Annotated in this window: 17 protein-coding genes; 13 read left to right on the top strand and 4 right to left on the bottom strand. The window is 60.6% G+C overall.

Annotation, left to right across the window (positions count from 1 at the left end):
* Nucleotides 1–38: 38 nt before the first annotated feature.
* Nucleotides 39–2,444, bottom strand: a complete 2,406-nt coding sequence (locus GFU70_RS17450) for a DNA translocase FtsK (RefSeq protein WP_058545306.1) — start codon at nt 2,442–2,444, stop codon at nt 39–41.
* A gap of 308 nt (nt 2,445–2,752) precedes the next feature.
* Between GFU70_RS17450 and trxB the strand changes: the two genes are divergently transcribed.
* From trxB to infA, 4 genes are all read left to right on the top strand, one after another.
* Nucleotides 2,753–3,712, top strand: coding sequence for a thioredoxin-disulfide reductase (gene trxB / locus GFU70_RS17455; RefSeq protein ID WP_116641880.1), 960 nt, complete (start codon nt 2,753–2,755; stop codon nt 3,710–3,712).
* A gap of 81 nt (nt 3,713–3,793) precedes the next feature.
* A complete protein-coding gene (aat, locus tag GFU70_RS17460) occupies nt 3,794–4,474 on the top strand; it encodes a leucyl/phenylalanyl-tRNA--protein transferase (RefSeq protein ID WP_116641879.1) in 681 nt (226 codons plus the stop codon).
* Between the two features lie 57 nt (nt 4,475–4,531).
* Nucleotides 4,532–5,239 (top strand): arginyltransferase, encoded by a 708-nt coding sequence (locus tag GFU70_RS17465; RefSeq protein ID WP_058545303.1) that lies wholly within the window; start codon nt 4,532–4,534, stop codon nt 5,237–5,239.
* A gap of 122 nt (nt 5,240–5,361) precedes the next feature.
* Nucleotides 5,362–5,580 (top strand): translation initiation factor IF-1, encoded by a 219-nt coding sequence (gene infA, locus GFU70_RS17470; RefSeq protein WP_002553999.1) that lies wholly within the window; start codon nt 5,362–5,364, stop codon nt 5,578–5,580.
* Nucleotides 5,581–5,738: 158 nt separating this feature from the next.
* Here the strand turns inward: infA and clpA are convergent, their stop codons facing one another.
* Nucleotides 5,739–8,009 (bottom strand): ATP-dependent Clp protease ATP-binding subunit ClpA, encoded by a 2,271-nt coding sequence (clpA, locus tag GFU70_RS17475; protein ID WP_003203340.1) that lies wholly within the window; start codon nt 8,007–8,009, stop codon nt 5,739–5,741.
* Nucleotides 8,010–8,038: 29 nt separating this feature from the next.
* Nucleotides 8,039–8,401: an ATP-dependent Clp protease adapter ClpS gene (clpS, locus tag GFU70_RS17480; protein ID WP_003180089.1), complete on the bottom strand. Its 363-nt coding sequence runs from the start codon at nt 8,399–8,401 to the stop codon at nt 8,039–8,041.
* A 226-nt stretch (nt 8,402–8,627) separates the two neighbouring features.
* Between clpS and GFU70_RS17485 the strand changes: the two genes are divergently transcribed.
* Nucleotides 8,628–8,897 carry a cold shock domain-containing protein gene (locus GFU70_RS17485; protein ID WP_058545302.1) on the top strand — a complete coding sequence of 90 codons (270 nt, stop codon included), beginning with the start codon at nt 8,628–8,630 and terminating at the stop codon, nt 8,895–8,897.
* 77 nt (nt 8,898–8,974) lie between these two features.
* On the opposite strand, the gene icd is transcribed toward GFU70_RS17485, so the two are convergent.
* A complete protein-coding gene (gene icd / locus GFU70_RS17490; protein ID WP_003203344.1) occupies nt 8,975–10,231 on the bottom strand; it encodes an NADP-dependent isocitrate dehydrogenase in 1,257 nt (418 codons plus the stop codon).
* Between the two features lie 483 nt (nt 10,232–10,714).
* On the opposite strand from icd, the gene GFU70_RS17495 reads away from it, so the two are divergent.
* From GFU70_RS17495 to GFU70_RS17530, 8 genes are all read left to right on the top strand, one after another.
* Nucleotides 10,715–12,940, top strand: coding sequence for an NADP-dependent isocitrate dehydrogenase (locus GFU70_RS17495; protein WP_153388501.1), 2,226 nt, complete (start codon nt 10,715–10,717; stop codon nt 12,938–12,940).
* A gap of 530 nt (nt 12,941–13,470) precedes the next feature.
* Nucleotides 13,471–13,917, top strand: coding sequence for an NUDIX hydrolase (locus GFU70_RS17500; protein ID WP_058546159.1), 447 nt, complete (start codon nt 13,471–13,473; stop codon nt 13,915–13,917).
* Nucleotides 13,918–13,976: 59 nt separating this feature from the next.
* Nucleotides 13,977–15,101 carry a tRNA 2-thiouridine(34) synthase MnmA gene (gene mnmA, locus GFU70_RS17505; protein ID WP_058546158.1) on the top strand — a complete coding sequence of 375 codons (1,125 nt, stop codon included), beginning with the start codon at nt 13,977–13,979 and terminating at the stop codon, nt 15,099–15,101.
* Nucleotides 15,098–15,721 (top strand): high frequency lysogenization protein HflD, encoded by a 624-nt coding sequence (gene hflD / locus GFU70_RS17510; protein WP_058546157.1) that lies wholly within the window; start codon nt 15,098–15,100, stop codon nt 15,719–15,721. The genes mnmA and hflD overlap by 4 nt, the downstream gene beginning before the upstream one ends.
* A 291-nt stretch (nt 15,722–16,012) precedes the next feature.
* Nucleotides 16,013–17,383, top strand: a complete 1,371-nt coding sequence (purB, locus tag GFU70_RS17515; RefSeq protein WP_058546156.1) for an adenylosuccinate lyase — start codon at nt 16,013–16,015, stop codon at nt 17,381–17,383.
* An 84-nt stretch (nt 17,384–17,467) separates the two neighbouring features.
* Complete coding sequence (locus tag GFU70_RS17520) at nt 17,468–18,634, top strand: cupin domain-containing protein (RefSeq protein ID WP_153388502.1); 1,167 nt, start codon at nt 17,468–17,470, stop codon at nt 18,632–18,634.
* Nucleotides 18,627–19,052 carry a GNAT family N-acetyltransferase gene (locus GFU70_RS17525; RefSeq protein ID WP_153388503.1) on the top strand — a complete coding sequence of 142 codons (426 nt, stop codon included), beginning with the start codon at nt 18,627–18,629 and terminating at the stop codon, nt 19,050–19,052. Before GFU70_RS17520 ends, GFU70_RS17525 begins: the two co-directional genes overlap by 8 nt.
* Before the next feature lie 259 nt (nt 19,053–19,311).
* A complete protein-coding gene (locus GFU70_RS17530; protein WP_153388504.1) occupies nt 19,312–20,073 on the top strand; it encodes a secretin N-terminal domain-containing protein in 762 nt (253 codons plus the stop codon).
* Nucleotides 20,074–20,523: the final 450 nt, after the last annotated feature.

The raw sequence follows: 20,523 nt of genomic DNA on the forward strand, positions 1-20,523 counted from the left end.
TGGGGGTCGAGCGGCATGTCGGCAGGCCGCCCGGGTCGTTAGTCGCGCATCGGGCCCGGCGCCAGTACTTCGCGCGAGCCGTTGGTGTTCATGGCCGTCACCACCCCGGCCATTTCCATGGCTTCGATCATGCGGGCGGCGCGGTTGTAGCCAATCTTCAGCTTGCGCTGTACGGCAGAAATCGAGGCCCGACGGCTCTCCAGGACGAACTGCACCGCTTCGTCATAGAGCGCATCGGTTTCAGCATCGTCGTCACCGCCGCCACTGCTGCCCTCGAAACCGCTGCCGGCTTCTTCGACACCGTTGAGGATGTCGTCGTTGTATTCAGGAGCGCCGCGCAGTTTCCAGGCCTCCACCACGCGGTGCACTTCGTCGTCGGAGACGAACGCGCCATGCACACGAATCGGCAGGCTGGTGCCCGGCGGCATGTAGAGCATGTCACCGTGACCAAGCAACTGCTCGGCGCCACCCTGGTCGATAATGGTCCGCGAGTCGATCTTGCTCGACACCTGGAACGCCATGCGGGTCGGGATGTTGGCCTTGATCAGGCCGGTGATCACGTCCACCGACGGCCGCTGTGTGGCGAGGATCAGGTGGATACCGGCCGCACGGGCCTTCTGGGCAATACGGGCGATCAGCTCTTCGACCTTCTTGCCGACGATCATCATCATGTCGGCGAATTCGTCCACCACCACCACGATGGTCGGCAGCTTGTGCAGCAGCGGCGCTTCGTCGTGGATATTTTCGCGGTGATAGAGCGGGTCGCTCAACGGCGTACCGGCTTCTTCGGCTTCCTTGACCTTGGCATTGAAGCCCGACAGGTTGCGCACGCCCATCTTCGCCATCAGCTTGTAGCGGCGCTCCATCTCCGCGACGCTCCAGCGCAAGGCGTTGGCGGCGTCCTTCATGTCGGTGACCACCGGGCAGAGCAGGTGCGGGATGCCCTCGTAGATCGACAGCTCGAGCATTTTCGGGTCGATCATGATCAGCTTGGCGTCTTCGGGACCTGACTTGAACAGAATCGACAGGATCATCGCGTTCACGCCCACCGACTTACCGGAACCGGTGGTACCGGCCACCAGCAGGTGGGGCATTTTCGCCAGGTCAGTGATGACCGGCTTGCCGCCGATGTCGTGGCCCAGGGCCAGGGTGACCGGCGACTTGTGGTTGTCGTACTCAGGCGTGGACAGCACTTCGGAGAAGCGCACGATCTGCCGGTCTTCGTTGGGAATCTCGATGCCCACGGTGGTCTTGCCGGGAATCACTTCCACCACCCGCACGCTGGTCACGGCCAGGGAGCGCGCCAGGTCCTTCGCGAGGTTGGCGATGCGGCTGACCTTCACACCGGCGGCCGGCTGGATTTCGTAGCGGGTGATGACCGGGCCCGGGTGGATCGAGTCCACAGAGACCTCGACCCCGAACTCCTTGAGCTTGATCTCCAGCAAATGGCCGACGGCCGCCAGGGATTCGGGGGAATAGTTGAGCTGTTTCTTCTCGGCCGGGTCCAGGATCGAGATCGGCGGCAAGGTGCCTTCCACCGCGCTGTCGACGAACAGCGGCGCCTGTTTCTCTTTCTGTACGCGCTTGCTTTGCTCGGGCGGCTTGGCCGGGGCCATGGTGATGACCGGCGGCACCTGCTTCTCGCGATCGGACATGTGCTTGCTCAACGCCTGCTCACGCTCGATCAGGCGCTCCTTGACCTTGGCCTGCTCGCGCTTGTCCGGCGTCGTCGGGGCTACCACGTCGTGGACGCGGTCATCGACTTCACGCAGTTGCGCCACCAGTTGCTTGCGCTCGGTGCGTGCCGCCCACCAGCGGCTCATGGCGCCCTGGATCAGTTCGATCAGGTCGAGGGTGATCTTGCCGGTGATGTCCATGACCTTGAACCATGACAGGTCGGTGAACACCGTCAGGCCGAACAGGAACAGGGCGATGAACAGCAGCGTACTGCCCTGGATATTCAAGGCGTTCCGGGCCAGGTCGCCGAGGCTTTCACCCAGCGCCCCGCCCGCCCCGGCCGGCAAGCCGGTGGGCGCGTGGAAATGGATGTGGGCCAGCGCGGCCCCTGACAACACCAGGAACACCAGGCCGATCAGGCGCCAGGAGAACAGCCAGCCGCTCCACTGCCACGGCTCGTGGCGCTGGCGAAAGATCTGGTAGGCCTTGATCGCCAGCAGCAGCGGGAAGATGTAGGCGAAATAGCCCAGCACCATGAACAGGATGTCGGCGCTGTAGGAACCGGCCGGACCGCCGAAATTCTGCACGTCGTCGATCTTGCTGTTATGGCTCCAGCCCGGATCGTCCTTGCCGTAGGTCAGCAGGGCCATCATCAGGAACAGGCACAGGGCACCGATGGCGATCAACGCACCTTCCTTGAGTCGGTAGTGCAATTGCTGGCGCCATAGCGGAACGACTGGTTTGGGTGCTGCGGTGGATTTCTTCAAAACGCTTCTTTTCCTGCGCCAACGGCGCGTCCATCTGTTGAATGACTATAAAAAACTGCCCATGACGAGCAGGTAAAAAAGTGAATGTGCACAACCGGTACTACTTTTACCACTGTGGGGCGCATCCAGAAAACCGCAGGTGTTGCCGAAGACTTTGACCTTTAGCCCATCCTGCGTTCAAAACTCAAGCATTGTACGGGTTTGTCCGCGCCAAGGCATTGCCTCACAGCATAGCCCGATACAGGGTGTACACGCGCCAATTGGACCATGCATTCTCTTTTGTGACAAAGGCTTATGAGGTGTTTTTTATGAGCGAAGTGAAGCATTCACGCCTGATCATTCTCGGTTCCGGCCCAGCGGGATACAGCGCAGCTGTCTATGCTGCCCGGGCCAACCTCAAACCCGTTGTCATTACCGGCCTGCAGGCCGGTGGCCAGCTCACCACCACCGTGGAAGTCGACAACTGGCCCGGCGACGTCGAAGGCCTGACGGGCCCGGCACTGATGGAGCGCATGCAACGACACGCCGAACGCTTCGACACACAGATCGTCTACGACCATGTCCACACCGCCAAGTTGCAACAGCGTCCATTTGAATTGATCGGCGACAGCGGCACCTACACCTGCGATGCGCTGATCATTGCCACCGGCGCCTCGGCCCAGTACCTGGGGCTGCCCTCGGAAGAAAGCTTCGCCGGCAAAGGAGTTTCCGCGTGTGCGACCTGCGATGGCTTTTTCTACCGCAACCAAGTGGTGGCCGTGGTCGGCGGCGGCAATACCGCAGTCGAAGAAGCCCTGTACCTGTCGAACATCGCCAGGCAAGTGCACCTGATCCATCGTCGCGACAAGCTGCGTTCAGAGAAGATCCTGCAGGACAAACTCTTCGAAAAGGCCGCCAGCGGCAATATCAAGCTGCACTGGAACCAGAACCTGGATGAAGTCCTGGGCGACGCCAGCGGCGTGACTGGCGCGCGCCTGCGGCACAGCGAGACCGGCGAAACCAGCACCCTTTCCCTGGCCGGCGTGTTCATTGCCATCGGCCATAAACCCAATACCGAGCTGTTTCAGGGCCAGTTGAAGATGCGTGACGGCTACCTGCTCGTGCGCGGCGGCAGCGAAGGCAACGCCACCGCGACCGATATCCAGGGCGTGTTCGCCGCCGGCGATGTGGCTGACCATGTCTATCGCCAGGCAATTACCTCCGCGGGCGCCGGTTGCATGGCGGCACTCGATGCGGAGAAGTATCTCGATGACATCCCGGCCGCTTGACGGTTAACCTTCCAGGCGGGCACTCGCGGATGGGCGAGGCCCGCCACCTGCCGCCCTCCCCTTCTACTACGCCGGATCCCCATGCTGACCTGGTTACAACGCAACAGCTTCGAATTCCCGCCACTGGCAAAAGCCATGCGCGATCCCAACGGGTTACTGGCCGCCGGTGGCGATCTGTCCGCCGACCGGCTGATCCAGGCCTATCGCCACGGCTGCTTCCCATGGTTTTCCGAGGGGCAACCGATCCTCTGGTGGTCGCCAGACCCGCGCACGGTACTGTTTCCCGACGAACTGCACGTATCCCGCAGCCTGGGCAAACTGCTGCGCAAGCAGCGCTATGAAGTGACGTTCGACCAGGATTTTGCGGCAGTCATCCAGGCCTGCGCCGCGCCGCGGGATTATGCCGAGGGCACCTGGATCACCGAGGCCATGCAAACCGCCTATCTGGAACTGCACCGCCGCGGCTTCGCCCATTCGGTGGAAGTGTGGGACCAAGGGGTATTGGTGGGCGGCCTGTATGGCTTGGCCATGGGGCAGCTGTTTTTTGGCGAGTCCATGTTCAGCCGGGCCGACAATGCGTCCAAATTTGGCTTCGCGATGCTGGTCCAACACCTCAAGGCCGCCGGTTTCGTGCTGATCGACTGCCAGATGCCCACCGAGCACCTGCACAGCCTGGGCGCCCGCTCGATACCACGGACTGAGTTTGCTGGCTATCTCAAGGCCCATCTGGATCAACCCAACCACGCGACCTGGGTTTGCTGAGCGACATTCGCGCTCCTGGCTTACACTTAAATTTAAAAGTTTATCCGAGGGTTGATCATGACCGAGTTGGCGCGTTTGAAGTTCTATGCCACTCAGCCCCACTCTTGCAGCTACCTGCCGGAGGAGCAGGCCACCACGCTGTTCCTCGACCCTAGCCAGCCCATGGATGTGCATGTCTACGCAGACCTGTCGGAAATGGGCTTTCGTCGCAGCGGCGATCACCTTTACCGGCCCCATTGCCAACATTGCAACGCCTGCGTCCCGGCGCGCCTTCCCGTGGCGCAATTTTTGCCCAACCGCCAGCAGAAACGCATTTTCAAGCGCAACGCCGACCTGCAGGTCCGCCCGGCCAAGCCGCAATTCACCGAAGAATATTTCGACCTGTACCAGCGCTACATCGAACAACGCCATGCCGATGGCGACATGTACCCGCCCAGTCGGGATCAGTTCTCGACCTTCCTGGTGCGTGACCTGCCGTTTTCCCGCTTCTACGAGTTCCGTCTCGAAGGGCGACTGATGGCCATTGCCGTCACAGACTTGCTGCCCAATGGGCTTTCAGCGGTGTACACCTTCTACGAGCCGGACGAAGAGCGGCGCAGCCTGGGGCGGTTTGCCATCCTTTGGCAAATCAACGAAGCCCAGCGCCTGGGACTGGAGGCGGTGTACTTGGGTTACTGGATCAAAAACTGCAAGAAAATGAACTACAAGACCCAATATCGCCCCATTGAACTGCTGATTAACCAACGGTGGGTGGTCCTGAGTTAGAACCCTGCGCCTTTAAAGCTAGAACCCCTTGGCTTGACCCCCCTTTTTCGGGCACAATGCACGCCGCTTTTGCCTGGCGCAGTTGCACCGGGCCATTCACTGGATACCGAGGGCTTTACTGCATGTCGAAAGAAGACAGCTTCGAAATGGAAGGCACTGTCGTCGACACCCTGCCCAACACCATGTTTCGTGTGGAGTTGGAAAATGGGCACGTCGTAACCGCGCATATCTCCGGCAAGATGCGCAAGAACTACATTCGTATTCTTACCGGTGACAAAGTGCGCGTCGAGCTGACGCCCTATGACTTGAGCAAAGGGCGCATCACTTACCGCGCTCGCTAACAAGTCAATACAAAACGCCCGGCTGATGCCGGGCGTTTTTGTTTGTCTGCGATTTGCCTCACCCTTCAGAAACACACAGATCCCACAGCAAATCGGCGTATTTCTGAAGTCAGCAAAAAGGCGCCTTTCGGCGCCTTTTGCTTTGTTGCAACTAACGGTCAGGCCATTTCGGCCGTGGTTTCGAAGTCGAAGGTCAGCTCGCCGTCCTTGATGTCGATGTGCACCACACCGCCATGTTCGGCCAGTTCGCCAAAGAGGATTTCCTCGGCCAGCGGACGCTTGATCTTGTCCTGGATCAAGCGAGCCATCGGCCGCGCCCCCATCGTCACGTCGTAACCACCTTCGGCCAGCCAACTGCGGGCCGCATCGGTAACTTCCAGCAACACACGCTTGTCTTCGAGCTGCGCCTGAAGTTCGGTAAGGAACTTGTCCACCACGCTCTTGATGACTTCATGGCTGAGGCGACCAAACTGGATAATGGTGTCCAGGCGGTTGCGGAACTCAGGCGTGAAGCTCTTCTTGATCACTTCCATCGCATCGGACGAGTGGTCCTGATGGGTGAAACCGATCGAAGCACGAGCAGCGGTTTCGGCACCGGCGTTCGTGGTCATGATGATGATCACGTTGCGGAAGTCCGCCTTGCGCCCGTTGTTATCGGTGAGCGTACCGTGGTCCATGACCTGCAGGAGCAGGTTGAAGACTTCCGGATGCGCCTTCTCGATTTCGTCGAGCAACAATACGCAGTGTGGCTGCTTGGTGATGGCTTCGGTCAACAGGCCGCCCTGATCGAAACCGACATAGCCCGGAGGCGCACCGATCAGACGCGATACGGTGTGGCGCTCCATGTACTCGGACATGTCGAAGCGAACCAGTTCGATGCCCATCGCCTTGGCCAACTGCCGTGCCGCCTCGGTCTTGCCGACACCGGTCGGCCCGGCGAACAGGAACGAACCTACCGGTTTGTCCGGTGACTTGAGACCGGCGCGGGACAGCTTGATGGCGGTCGACAACGAGTCGATAGCCGCGTCCTGGCCGAACACCGTCAGCTTCAGGTCACGCTCCAGGTTACGCAGCAGCTCCTTGTCGGAACTGGTGACATGCTTAGGCGGAATACGCGCGATTTTCGCCACGATGTCCTCGACCTGAGGCACTTCGATGCGTTTGACGCGTTTCTCCACCGGTTGCAGACGCTGGTAGGCACCTGCTTCGTCGATGACGTCGATGGCCTTGTCCGGCATGTGCCGGTCGTTGATGTAGCGCGAGGCCAGCTCAGCCGCAGCGCGCAGGGCTTCATCGCTGTACTCGATATTGTGGTGCAGCTCGAAACGCCCTTTCAGGCCGCGCAGGATGCCGATGGTGTCTTCCACCGAAGGCTCCGACACATCGACCTTCTGGAAGCGCCGGGCCAGGGCACGGTCTTTCTCGAAGATCCCGCGAAATTCCTGGAACGTGGTCGAACCGATGCAACGGATATCACCCGACGACAGCAACGGCTTGAGCAGGTTCGACGCATCCATGACCCCACCCGACGCCGCCCCGGCACCAATAATGGTGTGGATTTCGTCGATGAACAGGATCGCTTGCGGACGTTTTTTCAGCTCGCCGAGCAACGCCTTGAAGCGTTTCTCGAAATCGCCGCGGTACTTGGTACCGGCCAGCAAGGCACCCAGGTCGAGGGAATACACCACGCTGTTGGCCAGCAGGTCCGGCACCTGGTTGTCGACGATGCGCTTGGCCAGGCCTTCGGCGATTGCGGTCTTGCCTACGCCCGCCTCGCCCACCAGCAATGGGTTGTTCTTGCGACGCCGGGCCAGGATCTGGGCAACACGCTCGACTTCCGCTTCGCGCCCGACCAGCGGGTCAATGCGCCCCTGGCGTGCCAGTTCGTTCAGGTTGCTGGCATAGGCATCCAATGGGTTGCCTGAAGAAGAAGACTCACCGCCCTCGTCATCCTGCATATCCTGCTCACCCTCGGAATGATCGCCATGCCCCGGCACCTTGGAGATGCCATGGGCGATGTAGTTGACGACATCGATACGCGCCACGCTCTGCTGCTTGAGCAGGAACACCGCCTGGCTTTCCTGCTCGCTGAAGATGGCAACCAGCACGTTGGCGCCGGTGACTTCACGCTTGCCCGAGCTCTGTACATGGAAGACAGCACGCTGCAGGACACGCTGGAAGCCCAGGGTTGGCTGGGTTTCGCGATCCTCGTCATGAACGGGGATCAGTGGCGTGGTGGAGTCGATGAACTCCTGCAGATCATGCTTGAGTTTATCGAGGTTCGCGCCGCAGGCACGCAAAACGGTGGCGGCAGCCTCGTTATCCAATAGGGCCAGCAGCAGGTGTTCGACGGTCATGAATTCATGACGCTTCGAACGAGCCTCCTTGAAGGCAAGATTGAGGGTGACTTCGAGCTCGCGGTTTAACATAGCTTCACCTCATACCCAAGTGGTCGGCGTTAACCGTCCTTCTCGATTTCACAGAGTAGCGGATGCTGGCTTTCCCGGGCGTACTGGTTGACCTGCATGGCCTTCGTCTCGGCGATGTCGCGGGTAAACACTCCACATACTGCCCGTCCCTCTGTATGGACGGCCAGCATGACCTTGGTCGCCAGCTCGCGATTCAGGTTAAAAAACACCTCGAGCACTTCGACGACGAAATCCATCGGTGTGTAGTCATCGTTGAACAAAACCACCTTGTACATCGGCGGCGCCTGTAATGCAGGCTTTGCTTCCTGAACAGCAATGCCTGCGGAATCGTCGTCGTGTAGATCCGGGCGATCCTGATTGAATGTTAGTCGAATCTGGCTGACTGCATGCATGGAAAGAAAGGTTCGTTTAGTTGGCGAATACAGTGATGGGGGCGCTTGTGGGCGATTTCAACCACGACCACCCGGCCACCTTGACTATCGGGAAAACGGTGTTACAACCAATAGAGCCCATCGTGGGTTAAAAAGGTCCGTGGAATCTATCCTTACTTCAAGATTAGCCTGCGGATGGACTGGATGATACTCCAGTGATGGAGTGCGTTGCAGAGGGAAATGGGTTATGTCGGTCGTCAAGATGAATGGCAAGGTGAAATGGTTCAACAATGCCAAGGGCTACGGTTTCATTATCGCAGCCGGCAGGGATGATGAAGACCTTTTCGCCCATTACTCGGCCATCAACATGGAAGGTTACAAAACCCTGAAGGCCGGACAACCTGTGACGTTCGACGTCATCCAGGGACCCAAGGGCCTGCACGCGGTCAACATCAGGGCTGTCACCATCGAAGAAACGCCCGCCCCTGTCCAGGTCAGGGTCACCGAAACCCATTGACCGGTCGTCGATCCGGACAAATGAAAATGCCCGGCTCGATCACTCGAGCCGGGCATTCGCGCTAAGCGCCGATCCGCTTACATGTGCGAGATCAGGGCATCACCGAAGCCCGAGGACGACACCAGCTTGGCGCCCTCCATCAGGCGTTCGAAGTCATAGGTCACGGTCTTGGCCGAGATTGCGCCGTTGGTGCCCTTGATGATCAGGTCGGCCGCTTCGGTCCACCCCATGTGGCGCAGCATCATTTCCGCCGACAGGATCAGCGAGCCCGGATTGACCTGGTCCTTGCCGGCATACTTGGGCGCGGTACCGTGGGTGGCTTCGAACATCGCCACGGTGTCGGACAGGTTGGCGCCTGGCGCAATACCGATACCGCCCACTTCCGCCGCCAGGGCGTCGGACAGGTAGTCACCGTTCAGGTTCAGGGTGGCGATCACGTCATATTCAGCCGGACGCAGCAGGATCTGCTGCAACATGGCATCGGCGATGGCGTCCTTGACGACGACATTCTTGCCGGTCTTGGGGTTCTTGAACTGCATCCACGGGCCGCCGTCGAGCAGGGTCGCGCCGAATTCCTCGGCCGCCACTTCGTAGGCCCATTCCTTGAAGGCACCTTCGGTGAACTTCATGATGTTGCCTTTATGCACGATGGTCAGCGAATCGCGGTCGTTGTCGACAACATATTGCAAGGCCTTGCGAGCCAGGCGCTGGGTGCCCTGCTTGGAAACCGGCTTGATGCCGATGCCGCAGTCCTCGTCGAAACGAATCTTGGTCACGCCCATTTCTTCTTTCAGGAACTTGATGACCTTGGTGGCTTCGGCCGAACCGGCCTTCCACTCGATGCCAGCGTAGATGTCTTCGGAGTTCTCGCGGAAGATCGTCATGTCCACGTCGCCAGGCTTCTTGACCGGGCTTGGCACGCCTTCGAACCAGCGCACCGGGCGCAGGCACACGTACAGGTCGAGCTGCTGGCGCAGGGCCACGTTCAGCGAACGGATTCCACCGCCCACCGGCGTGGTCAGCGGGCCCTTGATGGAAACCACGTAATCCTTGACCGCATCCAGGGTTTCCTGGGGCAGCCAGGTGTCCTGGTCATAGACCTGAGTCGCTTTCTCACCGGCATAGACTTCCATCCAGGAAATCTTGCGCTTGCCGCCATAGGCCTTCTGAACCGCAGCGTCCACAACCTTGATCATGACCGGACTGATATCGACGCCAATGCCGTCGCCTTCGATGAAGGGGATGATCGGGTTGTCGGGAACATTAAGAGAATGGTCTGCATTGACGGTGATTTTGTCACCGACGGCTGGAACCTGAATCTTTTGATACCCCATGCTGAACTCCGTTGCTTGGATTGAACATCTGGCTGCGTTCGAGCGTACCCCACTTGAATCGGCGCGCAAACCCTACGTTAGGCTCATCCGGGGTAAAGCGTTGCAGTTCGCGATGTACAACCTGTGAAAACCAAGGGAAAAGCGCCAAACATGAGCATAGCCTGCTCCTTCGGTACTGCGACGTTTAGACCAATGGACGTGTACGGAAGTCTATGAACCATCGGCAGATTGCCAGCTACCTATGTATAATGCCGCCGCTGACCGCAGGGTCACACTGGCTGAGCGCTCTATCACAGGTCTTTCCGCCAGCTTAAAAGCCGGACCGTTACCGCGGCCCAACCGCTTGACGCTCGACTGATGCACCCAACATCACCGCGAAGAAACCTCGACATTCGGTTCACGGAAGACTTTGAACGAACGCGCTTACCCGGCGCCCCTCGAGTTTCTGCGCATGCTTTAGCAAAGAAGAGAGTTAATCCGAATATGCCCACCCGCTCGAAGATCATCTATACCTTCACCGACGAAGCGCCCGCCCTCGCCACCTATTCGCTGCTGCCGATCGTCGAAGCCTTTACCGCTTCGGCCGATATCGCCGTGGAAACCCGCGATATCTCCCTCGCAGGGCGCATCCTGGCCAGCTTCCCCGAGCAACTGGGTGACAAAGCCGTAGCCGACCACCTCGCCGAATTGGGCGACCTGGCCGTTACGCCTGAAGCCAACATCATCAAGCTGCCGAACATCAGCGCCTCGGTGCCGCAACTGCAGGCCGCGATCAAGGAATTGCAGGCCCAGGGCTACGCACTGCCGGACTACCCGGAAACCGTGACCAGCGATGCCGAGAAAGACGCTCGTGCCCGCTACGACAAGATCAAGGGCAGCGCCGTGAACCCGGTCCTGCGCGAAGGCAACTCCGACCGTCGCGCGCCGCTGTCGGTCAAGAACTACGCCCGCAAGCACCCGCACAAGATGGGCGCCTGGGCAGCGGACTCCAAGTCCCACGTTGCCCACATGAGCAACGGCGATTTCTACGGCAGCGAAAAAGCCGCCCTGATCGACGCCGCCGGCAGCGTGAAAATCGAGCTGATCGCCCAGGACGGCACTGCCACTGTCCTGAAGGAAAAAACCACCGTACAAGCCGGTGAGATCCTCGACTGCGCCGTGATGAGCAAAAACGCCCTGCGCGAGTTCATCGCCGCTGAAATCGAAGACGCCAAGCAAAAGGGCGTCCTGCTGTCGGTTCACCTCAAGGCCACCATGATGAAGGTCTCCGACCCGATCATGTTCGGCCAGATCGTTGCCGAGTTCTATAAAGACGCCCTGGCCAAGCACGCCCAAGTGCTGGAACAGATCGGCTTCAACCTGAACAACGGCATCGGCGACCTCTACGCTCGCATCAAGGCCCTGCCGGCCGAGAAGCAGGCGCAGATCGAAGCCGATATCCAGGCGGTCTACGCAGCACGCCCATCCCTGGCGATGGTCAACTCCGACAAAGGCATCACCAACCTGCACGTGCCGAGCGACGTCATCGTCGACGCCTCGATGCCGGCCATGATCCGTGACTCCGGCAAGATGTGGGGCACCGACGGCCAGTTGCACGACACCAAGGCCGTGATCCCGGATCGCTGCTACGCCACCATCTACCAGGCGGTGATCGAAGACTGCAAGCAACACGGCGCCTTCGACCCCACCACCATGGGCAGCGTGCCAAACGTTGGCCTGATGGCCAAGAAAGCCGAAGAGTACGGTTCCCACGACAAGACCTTCCAGATCAAGGTCGACGGCGTGGTGCGTGTTTCGGACAACAATGGTCGCACCCTGCTGGAGCAGGGCGTCGAAGCTGGCGACATCTTCCGCATGTGCCAGACCAAGGACGCGCCGATCCAGGACTGGGTCAAACTGGCCGTCAACCGTGCCCGCGCCAGCAGCACCCCAGCGATCTTCTGGCTGGACCCGATGCGCGCCCATGACGGCGTCGTGATCGAGAAAGTCCAGACTTACCTGAAGGACTACGACACTGCCGGCCTGGACATCCGCATCATGTCGCCGGTCGACGCGATGAAGTTCACCCTGGCCCGCACCCGCGAGGGCAAGGACACCATCTCGGTGACCGGCAACGTACTGCGCGACTACCTGACCGACCTGTTCCCGATCATGGAACTGGGCACCAGTGCCAAGATGCTGTCGATCGTGCCACTGATGAACGGCGGTGGCCTGTTCGAAACCGGCGCCGGCGGCTCGGCCCCCAAGCACGTGCAGCAATTGCTGGAAGAAAACTTCCTGCGCTGGGATTCCCTGGGCGAGTTCCTGGCCCTGGCCGCGTCCCTCGAGCACCTGGGCGTAACCTACAACAACCCGAAAGCCCTGGTGCTGGCCAAGACCCTGGACCAGGCTACCGGTGAGTTCCTGGACCGCAACAAGTCGCCTTCGCGCAAGGTCGGCGGCATCGACAACCGCGGCAGCCACTTCTACCTGACCCTGTTCTGGGCCCAGGCACTGGCCGCTCAAGACGACGACGCAGCCCTCAAGGCTCAGTTCACTTCCCTGGCCAAGACATTGACCGACAGCGAAGAAAAAATCGTTGCCGAACTCAATGCCGTGCAAGGCAAGCCCATGGACATCGGCGGTTACTACTTCGCCAACCCGGAGCTGACCAGCAAGGCCATGCGCCCAAGCAACACCTTCAACGCGGCGATTGCTGCGCTGGTGTAAGGCTGTAGGCAGAAACACAAACCCCGGCCTAGTGCCGGGGTTTGTGTTTCTGGCATTTACAACATTTCATCAGACAACTCTCCTGTGGGAGCGAGCTTGCTCGCGATTGCAATTCATCATTCAATTCAAATATTGACTGACACACCGCTATCGCGAGCAAGCTTTGCTCCCACAGGTCCTGCTCAAACAGATCTGATGGGTGTACGACCGGAAGAACCAGGTCGGCTACTAGGCCGCCTCGCGGTGGACGTTGATCTCGGGCGCCCCGTTAACCACGCTGGCCGAACGCAGGCATTGTGGAGTGGGCCCACGGAGCAATGCCGGAGAGAGGGCATGCCGAGCCTAGGCGAGGCACCGAGTGGTGGGGCATGAGCGTTTTGCTTACTTTTGACTGGGCCGGCTTCCGGGCTTCTCAAAAGTGAGCCGCTGTAAGAGCGGAACCATAGGCAGCCGTGACCGCAGCAACGGATATGTACTCAATCAACACCCCCCCGCAACCCACATACCAATCCGAGAAATAGAAGAACCTTATGAACTGGCAACCCCACATCACCGTCGCCACCATCGTCGAAGACCACGGCCGCTTCCTGATGGTGGAAGAATCCAAGGCCGGACGCGCAGTCCTCAACCAGCCCGCCGGCCACCTTGACCCGGACGAAACCCTGACCGAAGCCGCCGTGCGCGAAACCCTGGAAGAAACCGGCTGGGACGTCGAACCCACGGCCGTGGTGGGCATATATCTGTACACCGCCCCCAGCAACGGCGTGACCTACCAAAGGGTCTGCTTCGCCGCCAAGGCCTTGAAACACAACCCTGAACGGCCGCTGGACGACGGCATCCTCGGCGCCAAATGGCTGACCCGCGACGAACTCCTCGAGCAGCGCGAGCACTGGCGCAGCGAGCTGATCATCCGCTGCATCGACGATTATCTGGCCGGCCACTGCCACAGCCTGTCACTGATCCGCCCTTCTCTTTAGCCTTGAGCGCCCGGGCCTGATAGAATCGCGTCCTTTTTCAAGACACTCATTGAATTCCTATGCGTGATCCAGCCTCTTCGAACACACCCAAGCAACGCGTCATAGTCGGCATGTCCGGCGGCGTGGACTCTTCCGTTTCCGCCCTACTGCTGATCGAGCAGGGTTATGAGGTGGAAGGCCTGTTCATGAAGAACTGGGAAGAAGACGACGGCACCGAATACTGCACCGCCATGGACGACCTGGCGGACGCCCAGGCCGTGTGCGACAAGATCGGCATCAAGCTGCACACCGCCAACTTCGCCGCCGAGTACTGGGACAACGTGTTCGAGCACTTCCTGGCCGAATACAAGGCCGGCCGCACGCCGAACCCGGACATCCTCTGCAACCGCGAAATCAAGTTCAAGGCGTTCCTCGACTACGCCATGATGCTCGGCGCCGACCTGATCGCCACCGGCCACTACGTGCGTCGCCGCGACATCGACGGCCGCACCGAGCTGCTCAAGGGCCTGGACCCGAACAAGGACCAGAGCTACTTCCTGCATGCCGTCGGCGGTGAGCAGATCGCCAAGACCCTGTTCCCGGTAGGCGAACTGGAAAAGCCTGAAGTGCGCGCGATCGCCGAAAAACACCAGCTCGCCACCGCCAAGAAAAAAGACTCCACCGGGATCTGCTTTATCGGCGAGCGGCGTTTCAGCGACTTCCTCAAGCAATACCTGCCGGCCCAGCCGGGCGAGATCAAGACGACCGAAGGCGAAGTCATCGGCCGTCACCATGGCCTGATGTACCACACCATCGGCCAGCGCCAGGGCCTGGGCATCGGCGGACTGAAAGACGCCGGGGAGGAGCCGTGGTACGTGCTGGTCAAGGACCTGGAGCACAACGAGCTGATCGTCGGCCAGGGCAACGACCATCCCTGGTTGTTTTCCCGCGCCCTGCTCGCCTCCGACATCTATTGGGTCAACCCGATCGACCTCAGCCAACCGCGCCGCCTCACGGCCAAGGTTCGCTACCGCCAGAGCGACCAACCCTGCATGCTGGAAAAAACCGCCACGGGCTATCGCGCGACGTTCGACGACCCACAACGAGCAGTCACACCCGGCCAGTCCGTGGTGTTCTACGACGGGGAAATCTGCCTGGGCGGCGGCGTGATCGAAATCGCAGAGCCCTGGAGCAGCAAGGCATGACCCCTATCCAGGAACAACTGACGGCATTGGGCGGCGTGTTTCTCGCCGCCGTGCTGGTGGACCGGATCGCCAAGACCGGCCAGGCCAGCGACGCGGGCGTGGCCTGCATGCTCGGCAGCCTGCTGGTTCGCGACCCCAAGGACACCCTGGAAGTCTACGGCGGCGACGACCTGAACCTGCGCGAAGGCTACCGTGCACTGATCGGCGCCCTGGAGCGCGATCCCAGCGCCCTGCAACGCGAACCGCTGCGCTATGCCCTGTCGATGCTGGGCCTTGAGCGCCAGTTGGCCAAGCGCGACGACCTGCTGGAGACCATCGGCAAACGCTTGCCGCAGATCCAGTCCCAGGTCGAGCACTTCGGCCCTTCCCACGAAAACGTCGTCGCGGCCTGCGGCGCGCTGTACCAGGACACCCTGAGCACCTTGCGCCAGCGCATCCAGGTGCATGGCGACATGCGCAACCTGCAGCAACCGAGCAATGCCTCGAAGATCCGTGCCCTTCTGCTGGCCGGGATTCGTTCGGCACGGCTGTGGCGGCAGTTGGGCGGCCATCGCTGGCAGCTGGTGGTCAGCCGACGCAAATTACTTAAAGAGCTTTACCCGTTGATGCGCAACGAATAAGTCGCCTCAACCCGTTTTTTGTGGCGAGCTTGCTCCCATCGGACTTGTAGGAGCTGCCGAAGGCTGCGATCTTTTGATCTTTCGCTTGGGATTCAAGCGCCCAGGGAAAGATCGCAGCCTCGTTGCACTCGACAGCTCCTACAGACCCAGCAGGAGCAAGCGCCCTCGCCACAAGCATCAAAAGTTTTATTTCGTTACGCGTAACACGCCGGTCAGTTGGCGACGGACCGGCGATTGTTTTCATGTATGATACGCGCCCCATTTCGTTGCCCGACTGTCCGAGAACACCCCATGCAGCTCTCTTCGCTCACTGCGGTTTCCCCTGTAGACGGCCGCTACGCCGGCAAAACCCAGGCCCTGCGCCCGATTTTCAGCGAGTACGGCCTGATCCGTGCCCGCGTCCTGGTTGAAGTGCGCTGGCTCCAGCGCCTGGCCGCCCACCCTGCCATCAGCGAAGTCCCGGCGTTTTCTGCCGAAGCCAACGCGGTGCTGAACGCCCTGGCAGAAAATTTTGTGCTGGAGCACGCCGAGCGCGTCAAAGAGATCGAGCGCACCACCAACCACGACGTCAAGGCCATCGAATACCTGCTCAAGGAGCAGGCGGCCAAGCTGCCGGAGCTGGCCAATGTCAGCGAGTTCATCCACTTCGCCTGCACCAGCGAGGACATCAACAACCTGTCCCACGCCCTGATGCTGCGCGAAGGCCGTGATGAGGTGATGTTGCCGCTGATGCGCCAGACCGCCCAGGCCATCCGCGAGCTGGCGATCCGCTTCGCCGACGTGCCGATGCTGTCGCGCACCCACGGTCAGCCGGCTTCGCCGACCACCCTGGGCAAGGAACTGGCGAACGTGGTCTACCGCCTGGAGCGCCAGATCGCCCAAGTGGCCGCCGTGCCGCTGCTGGGCAAGATCAACGGCGCCGTGGGCAACTACAACGCCCACCTGTCGGCCTACCCGGACATCGACTGGGAAGCCAACGCCCGCGCCTTCATCGAAGACGAACTGGGCCTGAGCTTCAACCCGTACACCACCCAGATCGAGCCGCACGACTACATCGCCGAGCTGTTCGACGCGATCGCGCGCTTCAACACCATCCTGATCGACTTCGACCGTGACATCTGGGGCTACATTTCCCTGGGTTACTTCAAGCAGCGCACCATCGCCGGCGAAATCGGTTCTTCGACCATGCCGCACAAGGTCAACCCGATCGACTTCGAAAACTCCGAAGGCAACCTGGGCATCGCCAACGCGCTGTTCCAGCACCTGGCGAGCAAACTGCCGATCTCCCGCTGGCAGCGCGACCTGACCGACTCCACCGTGCTGCGCAACCTGGGCGTGGGTTTTGCCCATAGTGTCATTGCCTACGAAGCCAGCCTCAAGGGCATCAGCAAGCTGGAACTGAACGAGCAGAAGATCGCCGCCGACCTGGACGCTTGCTGGGAAGTCCTGGCCGAGCCGATCCAGACCGTGATGCGCCGCTACAACATCGAAAACCCGTATGAAAAGCTCAAAGAACTGACCCGTGGCAAGGGCATCAGCCCTGAAGCGTTGCAGACTTTCATTGATGGCCTGGACATGCCTGCCTCGGCCCGCGCCGAGCTGAAAAAACTGACGCCGGCCAGTTACATCGGCAACGCAGCGGCACAAGCCAAGCGCATCTGATACATCGTTTTACCTTTGAGACGCCCGGCCGCGCCGGGCGTTTTTATTCGCGTCTGAAAAGTATATTTTTTCAATAGGTTACACATGAATCCTGATATTCCTCTGCAACTCCTGGGCGGCATCACGGCACGGGAATTCCTGCGCGACTACTGGCAGAAAAAACCCCTGCTGATCCGTCAGGCGATTCCTGACTTCCAGAACCCGATCGATGCCGACGAACTGGCCGGCCTGGCCCTGGAAGAAGAAGTCGAATCGCGCCTGGTGATCGAGCACGGCGAGCGCCCCTGGGAATTGCGTCGCGGCCCGTTCGCCGAAGACGAATTCAGCAAGCTGCCGGAGCGCGAGTGGACCCTGCTGGTTCAGGCGGTCGATCAGTTCGTACCGGAAGTCAGCGAGCTGCTGGAGCACTTCCGCTTCCTGCCGAGCTGGCGCATCGACGACGTGATGATCAGCTTCGCCGCCCCGGGTGGCAGCGTGGGTCCGCATTTCGATAACTATGACGTGTTCCTGCTGCAGGGCCACGGCCAGCGCAACTGGAAAATCGGCCAGATGTGCGACTCCGAAAGCCCGCTGCTGCAGCACGCCGACCTGCGCATCCTCGCCGAATTCGAAGCCACCGACGAGTGGACCCTGGAACCGGGCGACATGCTCTACCTGCCGCCGCGCCTGGCGCACTGCGGCGTGGCTGTGGACGACTGCATGACCTACTCGGTGGGCTTCCGTGCGCCGAGCGCCGCTGAGGTGCTGACCCACTTCACCGACTTCCTCAGCCAGTTCCTGCCGGACGAAGAACGCTACACCGACGCCGACGCACGCCCTGTCGCCGACCCGCACCAGATCCAGCAGGACGCCCTCGACCGCCTCAAGGGCTTGCTGGCCGAGCACATGAGCGACGAGCGCCTGCTGTTGACCTGGTTCGGCCAGTTCATGACCGAGCCGCGCTACCCGGAACTGGTGGTGGGCCCGGAGCTGGAAGAAGACGACCTGCTGGCCAGCCTGGAACAAGGCGCCGTGATCATTCGCAACCCGAGCGCGCGCCTGGCCTGGTCGGAAGTCGATGACGACCTGCTGCTGTTCGCCAGCGGCCAGAGCCGCTACCTGCCAGGCAAGCTGCGCGAGCTGCTGAAAATGATCTGCGCCGCCGACGCCCTGCACATCGAGAACCTCGGTCCGTGGTTGGCCGACGAAGACGGTCGCGGCCTGGTCTGCGAGCTGGTCAAGCAAGGCAGCCTGGGGTTCGCCGATGAATAAAATTCACGTTCGTGTCGCAGACTGGCAAAAGGATATCGCCGAGATCCGGCGCATTCGTGAGACCGTGTTCATTGCCGAGCAGTCCGTTCCACCTGAGCTGGAATGGGATGCCGATGACCAGAGCGCGGTGCATTTTCTGGCGTTTGAAGGCGACTTTCCCATCGGCACCGCCCGCCTGTTGACCGACGGCCATATCGGCCGTGTCTCGGTCCTCAAGGACTGGCGTGGCCTGAAGGTGGGCGATGCGCTGATGCACGCCGTGATCGCCGAAGCCGAGAAACGCGGGCTCCAGCAACAGATGCTCAGCGCCCAGGTGCACGCCACGCCGTTCTATGAGCGGCTGGGGTTTGCGGTGGTCAGTGAGGAGTTCCTGGAAGCCGGGATTCCTCATGTGGACATGGTGCGGCATTCGCTCTGAACCTCTGTGGCGAGGGGATTTATCCCCGCTGGGTTGCGCAGCAACCCCAATGAATCTGACGCTACCACCGTGGCGGCTGTTTGGGGCTGCTTCGCAGCCCAGCGGGGATAAATCCCCTCGCCACAAAAGCATCCTGCAACACCACAAAACGCCCCGCCATCCACCGATGCCGGGGCGTTTTGCCGTCTAACATTCAACTTGCACCACCCCAGGCCGACAAACTGGCAATATCAAGCCTTTGTCTCGCGGAGAAATGGACATGTCCTTACGCACCCTGCTCGCCACCCTGCTGCTCGGCTGCAGCCTGTCGGTGATGGCCGATACGCAAATCGTGCCGCTGAACTACCGCACCAGCGCCGACCTGCTGCCGGTGGCACAGAACTTCATCGGCAAGGACGGCCAGGTCAGCGCCTACGGCAACCAACTGATCGTCAACGCCGAGCCCGGCAAGATCGAAGAACTTCGGCAGTTCCTGGCCCAATTGGACACCGCGCCCAAGCGCCTGCTGATCACGGTCGACACCAACGAAAACAACCTGCAGGGCGACCAGGGCTACTCCATCAACGGCGCCGCGCCCAGCCAGACCCGCATCATCAACCGCAGCACCGCCAGCCGTGACGGCGGCGTGCAGCAGGTGCAAGCCAGCGAAGGCCAGCCGGCGCTGATCCAGGTTGGCCAGAGCGTGCCCTTCACCAGCAGCCAGACCGACAATTATGGCCGCCTGCAAAGCCAGACCGAATACCGCAACGTCACCCAAGGTTTTTATGTCACGGCGAGCGTCACCGGCGAGACCGTTCATCTCAGCATCAGTACCAACCGTGACCGCATGAGCCAGGAACGTCCCGATGTAGTGAACGTTCAGAGTACCGACACAACCGTCAGCGGCCGCCTGGGCGAATGGATCACCCTGGCCGGCGTCAATCGCCAGACTCAGGCCGACAAACAGGGCCTGAGCCGCAGCTACTCGACCCAGGGCCGCGACGACATGATTTTGCGGGTCAAGGTCGACACGCTGAACTGAAGCATCAAAAACTGACTGATGAGTCGTATTAGACCAAAGATGTAGTGCAACGAAAAAAGCACTACAAAACGTTTGACGAGCCAAAAAACCAAAGGCATGATGGCCTCGCTCCCGCTAATCAGGGGCCCTGGCAAGGGCCTTCGGGTCGACGCTTGCAATTACCCTGCGAGCCGATTCGTGTCTGTACCGCCCACAAGGTGTGTTTGACGAGGTTGCGACTGGAACGAAGTTGTCCCGAGGGACGGAAGCGTAACTAGGTAACCCGGCATCACTCTGAGTTCGTATTAAAGGCCCACGACGCCCGAATGCGCCCGCAGTTCGCCCCTACCTGCTCACTTTCCCCTCGAGCCCATCGTTCATCCCGTCGCCGCCGCGCCTGAACCGACTTGTACGCCAGCCCCCTGGTCGGCAGGAGCAGGAATTTTCCACCAAGACCTATGCGACGAGGTT

This window comes from Pseudomonas brassicacearum (genome assembly GCF_009601685.2).
Classification (GTDB): domain Bacteria; phylum Pseudomonadota; class Gammaproteobacteria; order Pseudomonadales; family Pseudomonadaceae; genus Aquipseudomonas; species Aquipseudomonas kilonensis_B.

What these genes read in the sequence shown, in the direction of transcription:
- clpS (WP_003180089.1), bottom strand. Translation starts at nt 8,401, where the DNA reads ATGCATGCAGTCAGCCAGATTCGACTAACATTCAATCAGGATCGCCCG.
- GFU70_RS17530 (WP_153388504.1), top strand. Translation starts at nt 19,312, where the DNA reads ATGTCCTTACGCACCCTGCTCGCCACCCTGCTGCTCGGCTGCAGCCTG.
- GFU70_RS17465 (WP_058545303.1), top strand. Translation starts at nt 4,532, where the DNA reads ATGACCGAGTTGGCGCGTTTGAAGTTCTATGCCACTCAGCCCCACTCT.
- mnmA (WP_058546158.1), top strand. Translation starts at nt 13,977, where the DNA reads ATGCGTGATCCAGCCTCTTCGAACACACCCAAGCAACGCGTCATAGTC.
- GFU70_RS17520 (WP_153388502.1), top strand. Translation starts at nt 17,468, where the DNA reads ATGAATCCTGATATTCCTCTGCAACTCCTGGGCGGCATCACGGCACGG.
- purB (WP_058546156.1), top strand. Translation starts at nt 16,013, where the DNA reads ATGCAGCTCTCTTCGCTCACTGCGGTTTCCCCTGTAGACGGCCGCTAC.
- hflD (WP_058546157.1), top strand. Translation starts at nt 15,098, where the DNA reads ATGACCCCTATCCAGGAACAACTGACGGCATTGGGCGGCGTGTTTCTC.
- GFU70_RS17525 (WP_153388503.1), top strand. Translation starts at nt 18,627, where the DNA reads ATGAATAAAATTCACGTTCGTGTCGCAGACTGGCAAAAGGATATCGCC.
- aat (WP_116641879.1), top strand. Translation starts at nt 3,794, where the DNA reads ATGCTGACCTGGTTACAACGCAACAGCTTCGAATTCCCGCCACTGGCA.
- GFU70_RS17500 (WP_058546159.1), top strand. Translation starts at nt 13,471, where the DNA reads ATGAACTGGCAACCCCACATCACCGTCGCCACCATCGTCGAAGACCAC.
- GFU70_RS17495 (WP_153388501.1), top strand. Translation starts at nt 10,715, where the DNA reads ATGCCCACCCGCTCGAAGATCATCTATACCTTCACCGACGAAGCGCCC.
- GFU70_RS17485 (WP_058545302.1), top strand. Translation starts at nt 8,628, where the DNA reads ATGTCGGTCGTCAAGATGAATGGCAAGGTGAAATGGTTCAACAATGCC.
- trxB (WP_116641880.1), top strand. Translation starts at nt 2,753, where the DNA reads ATGAGCGAAGTGAAGCATTCACGCCTGATCATTCTCGGTTCCGGCCCA.
- clpA (WP_003203340.1), bottom strand. Translation starts at nt 8,009, where the DNA reads ATGTTAAACCGCGAGCTCGAAGTCACCCTCAATCTTGCCTTCAAGGAG.
- infA (WP_002553999.1), top strand. Translation starts at nt 5,362, where the DNA reads ATGTCGAAAGAAGACAGCTTCGAAATGGAAGGCACTGTCGTCGACACC.
- icd (WP_003203344.1), bottom strand. Translation starts at nt 10,231, where the DNA reads ATGGGGTATCAAAAGATTCAGGTTCCAGCCGTCGGTGACAAAATCACC.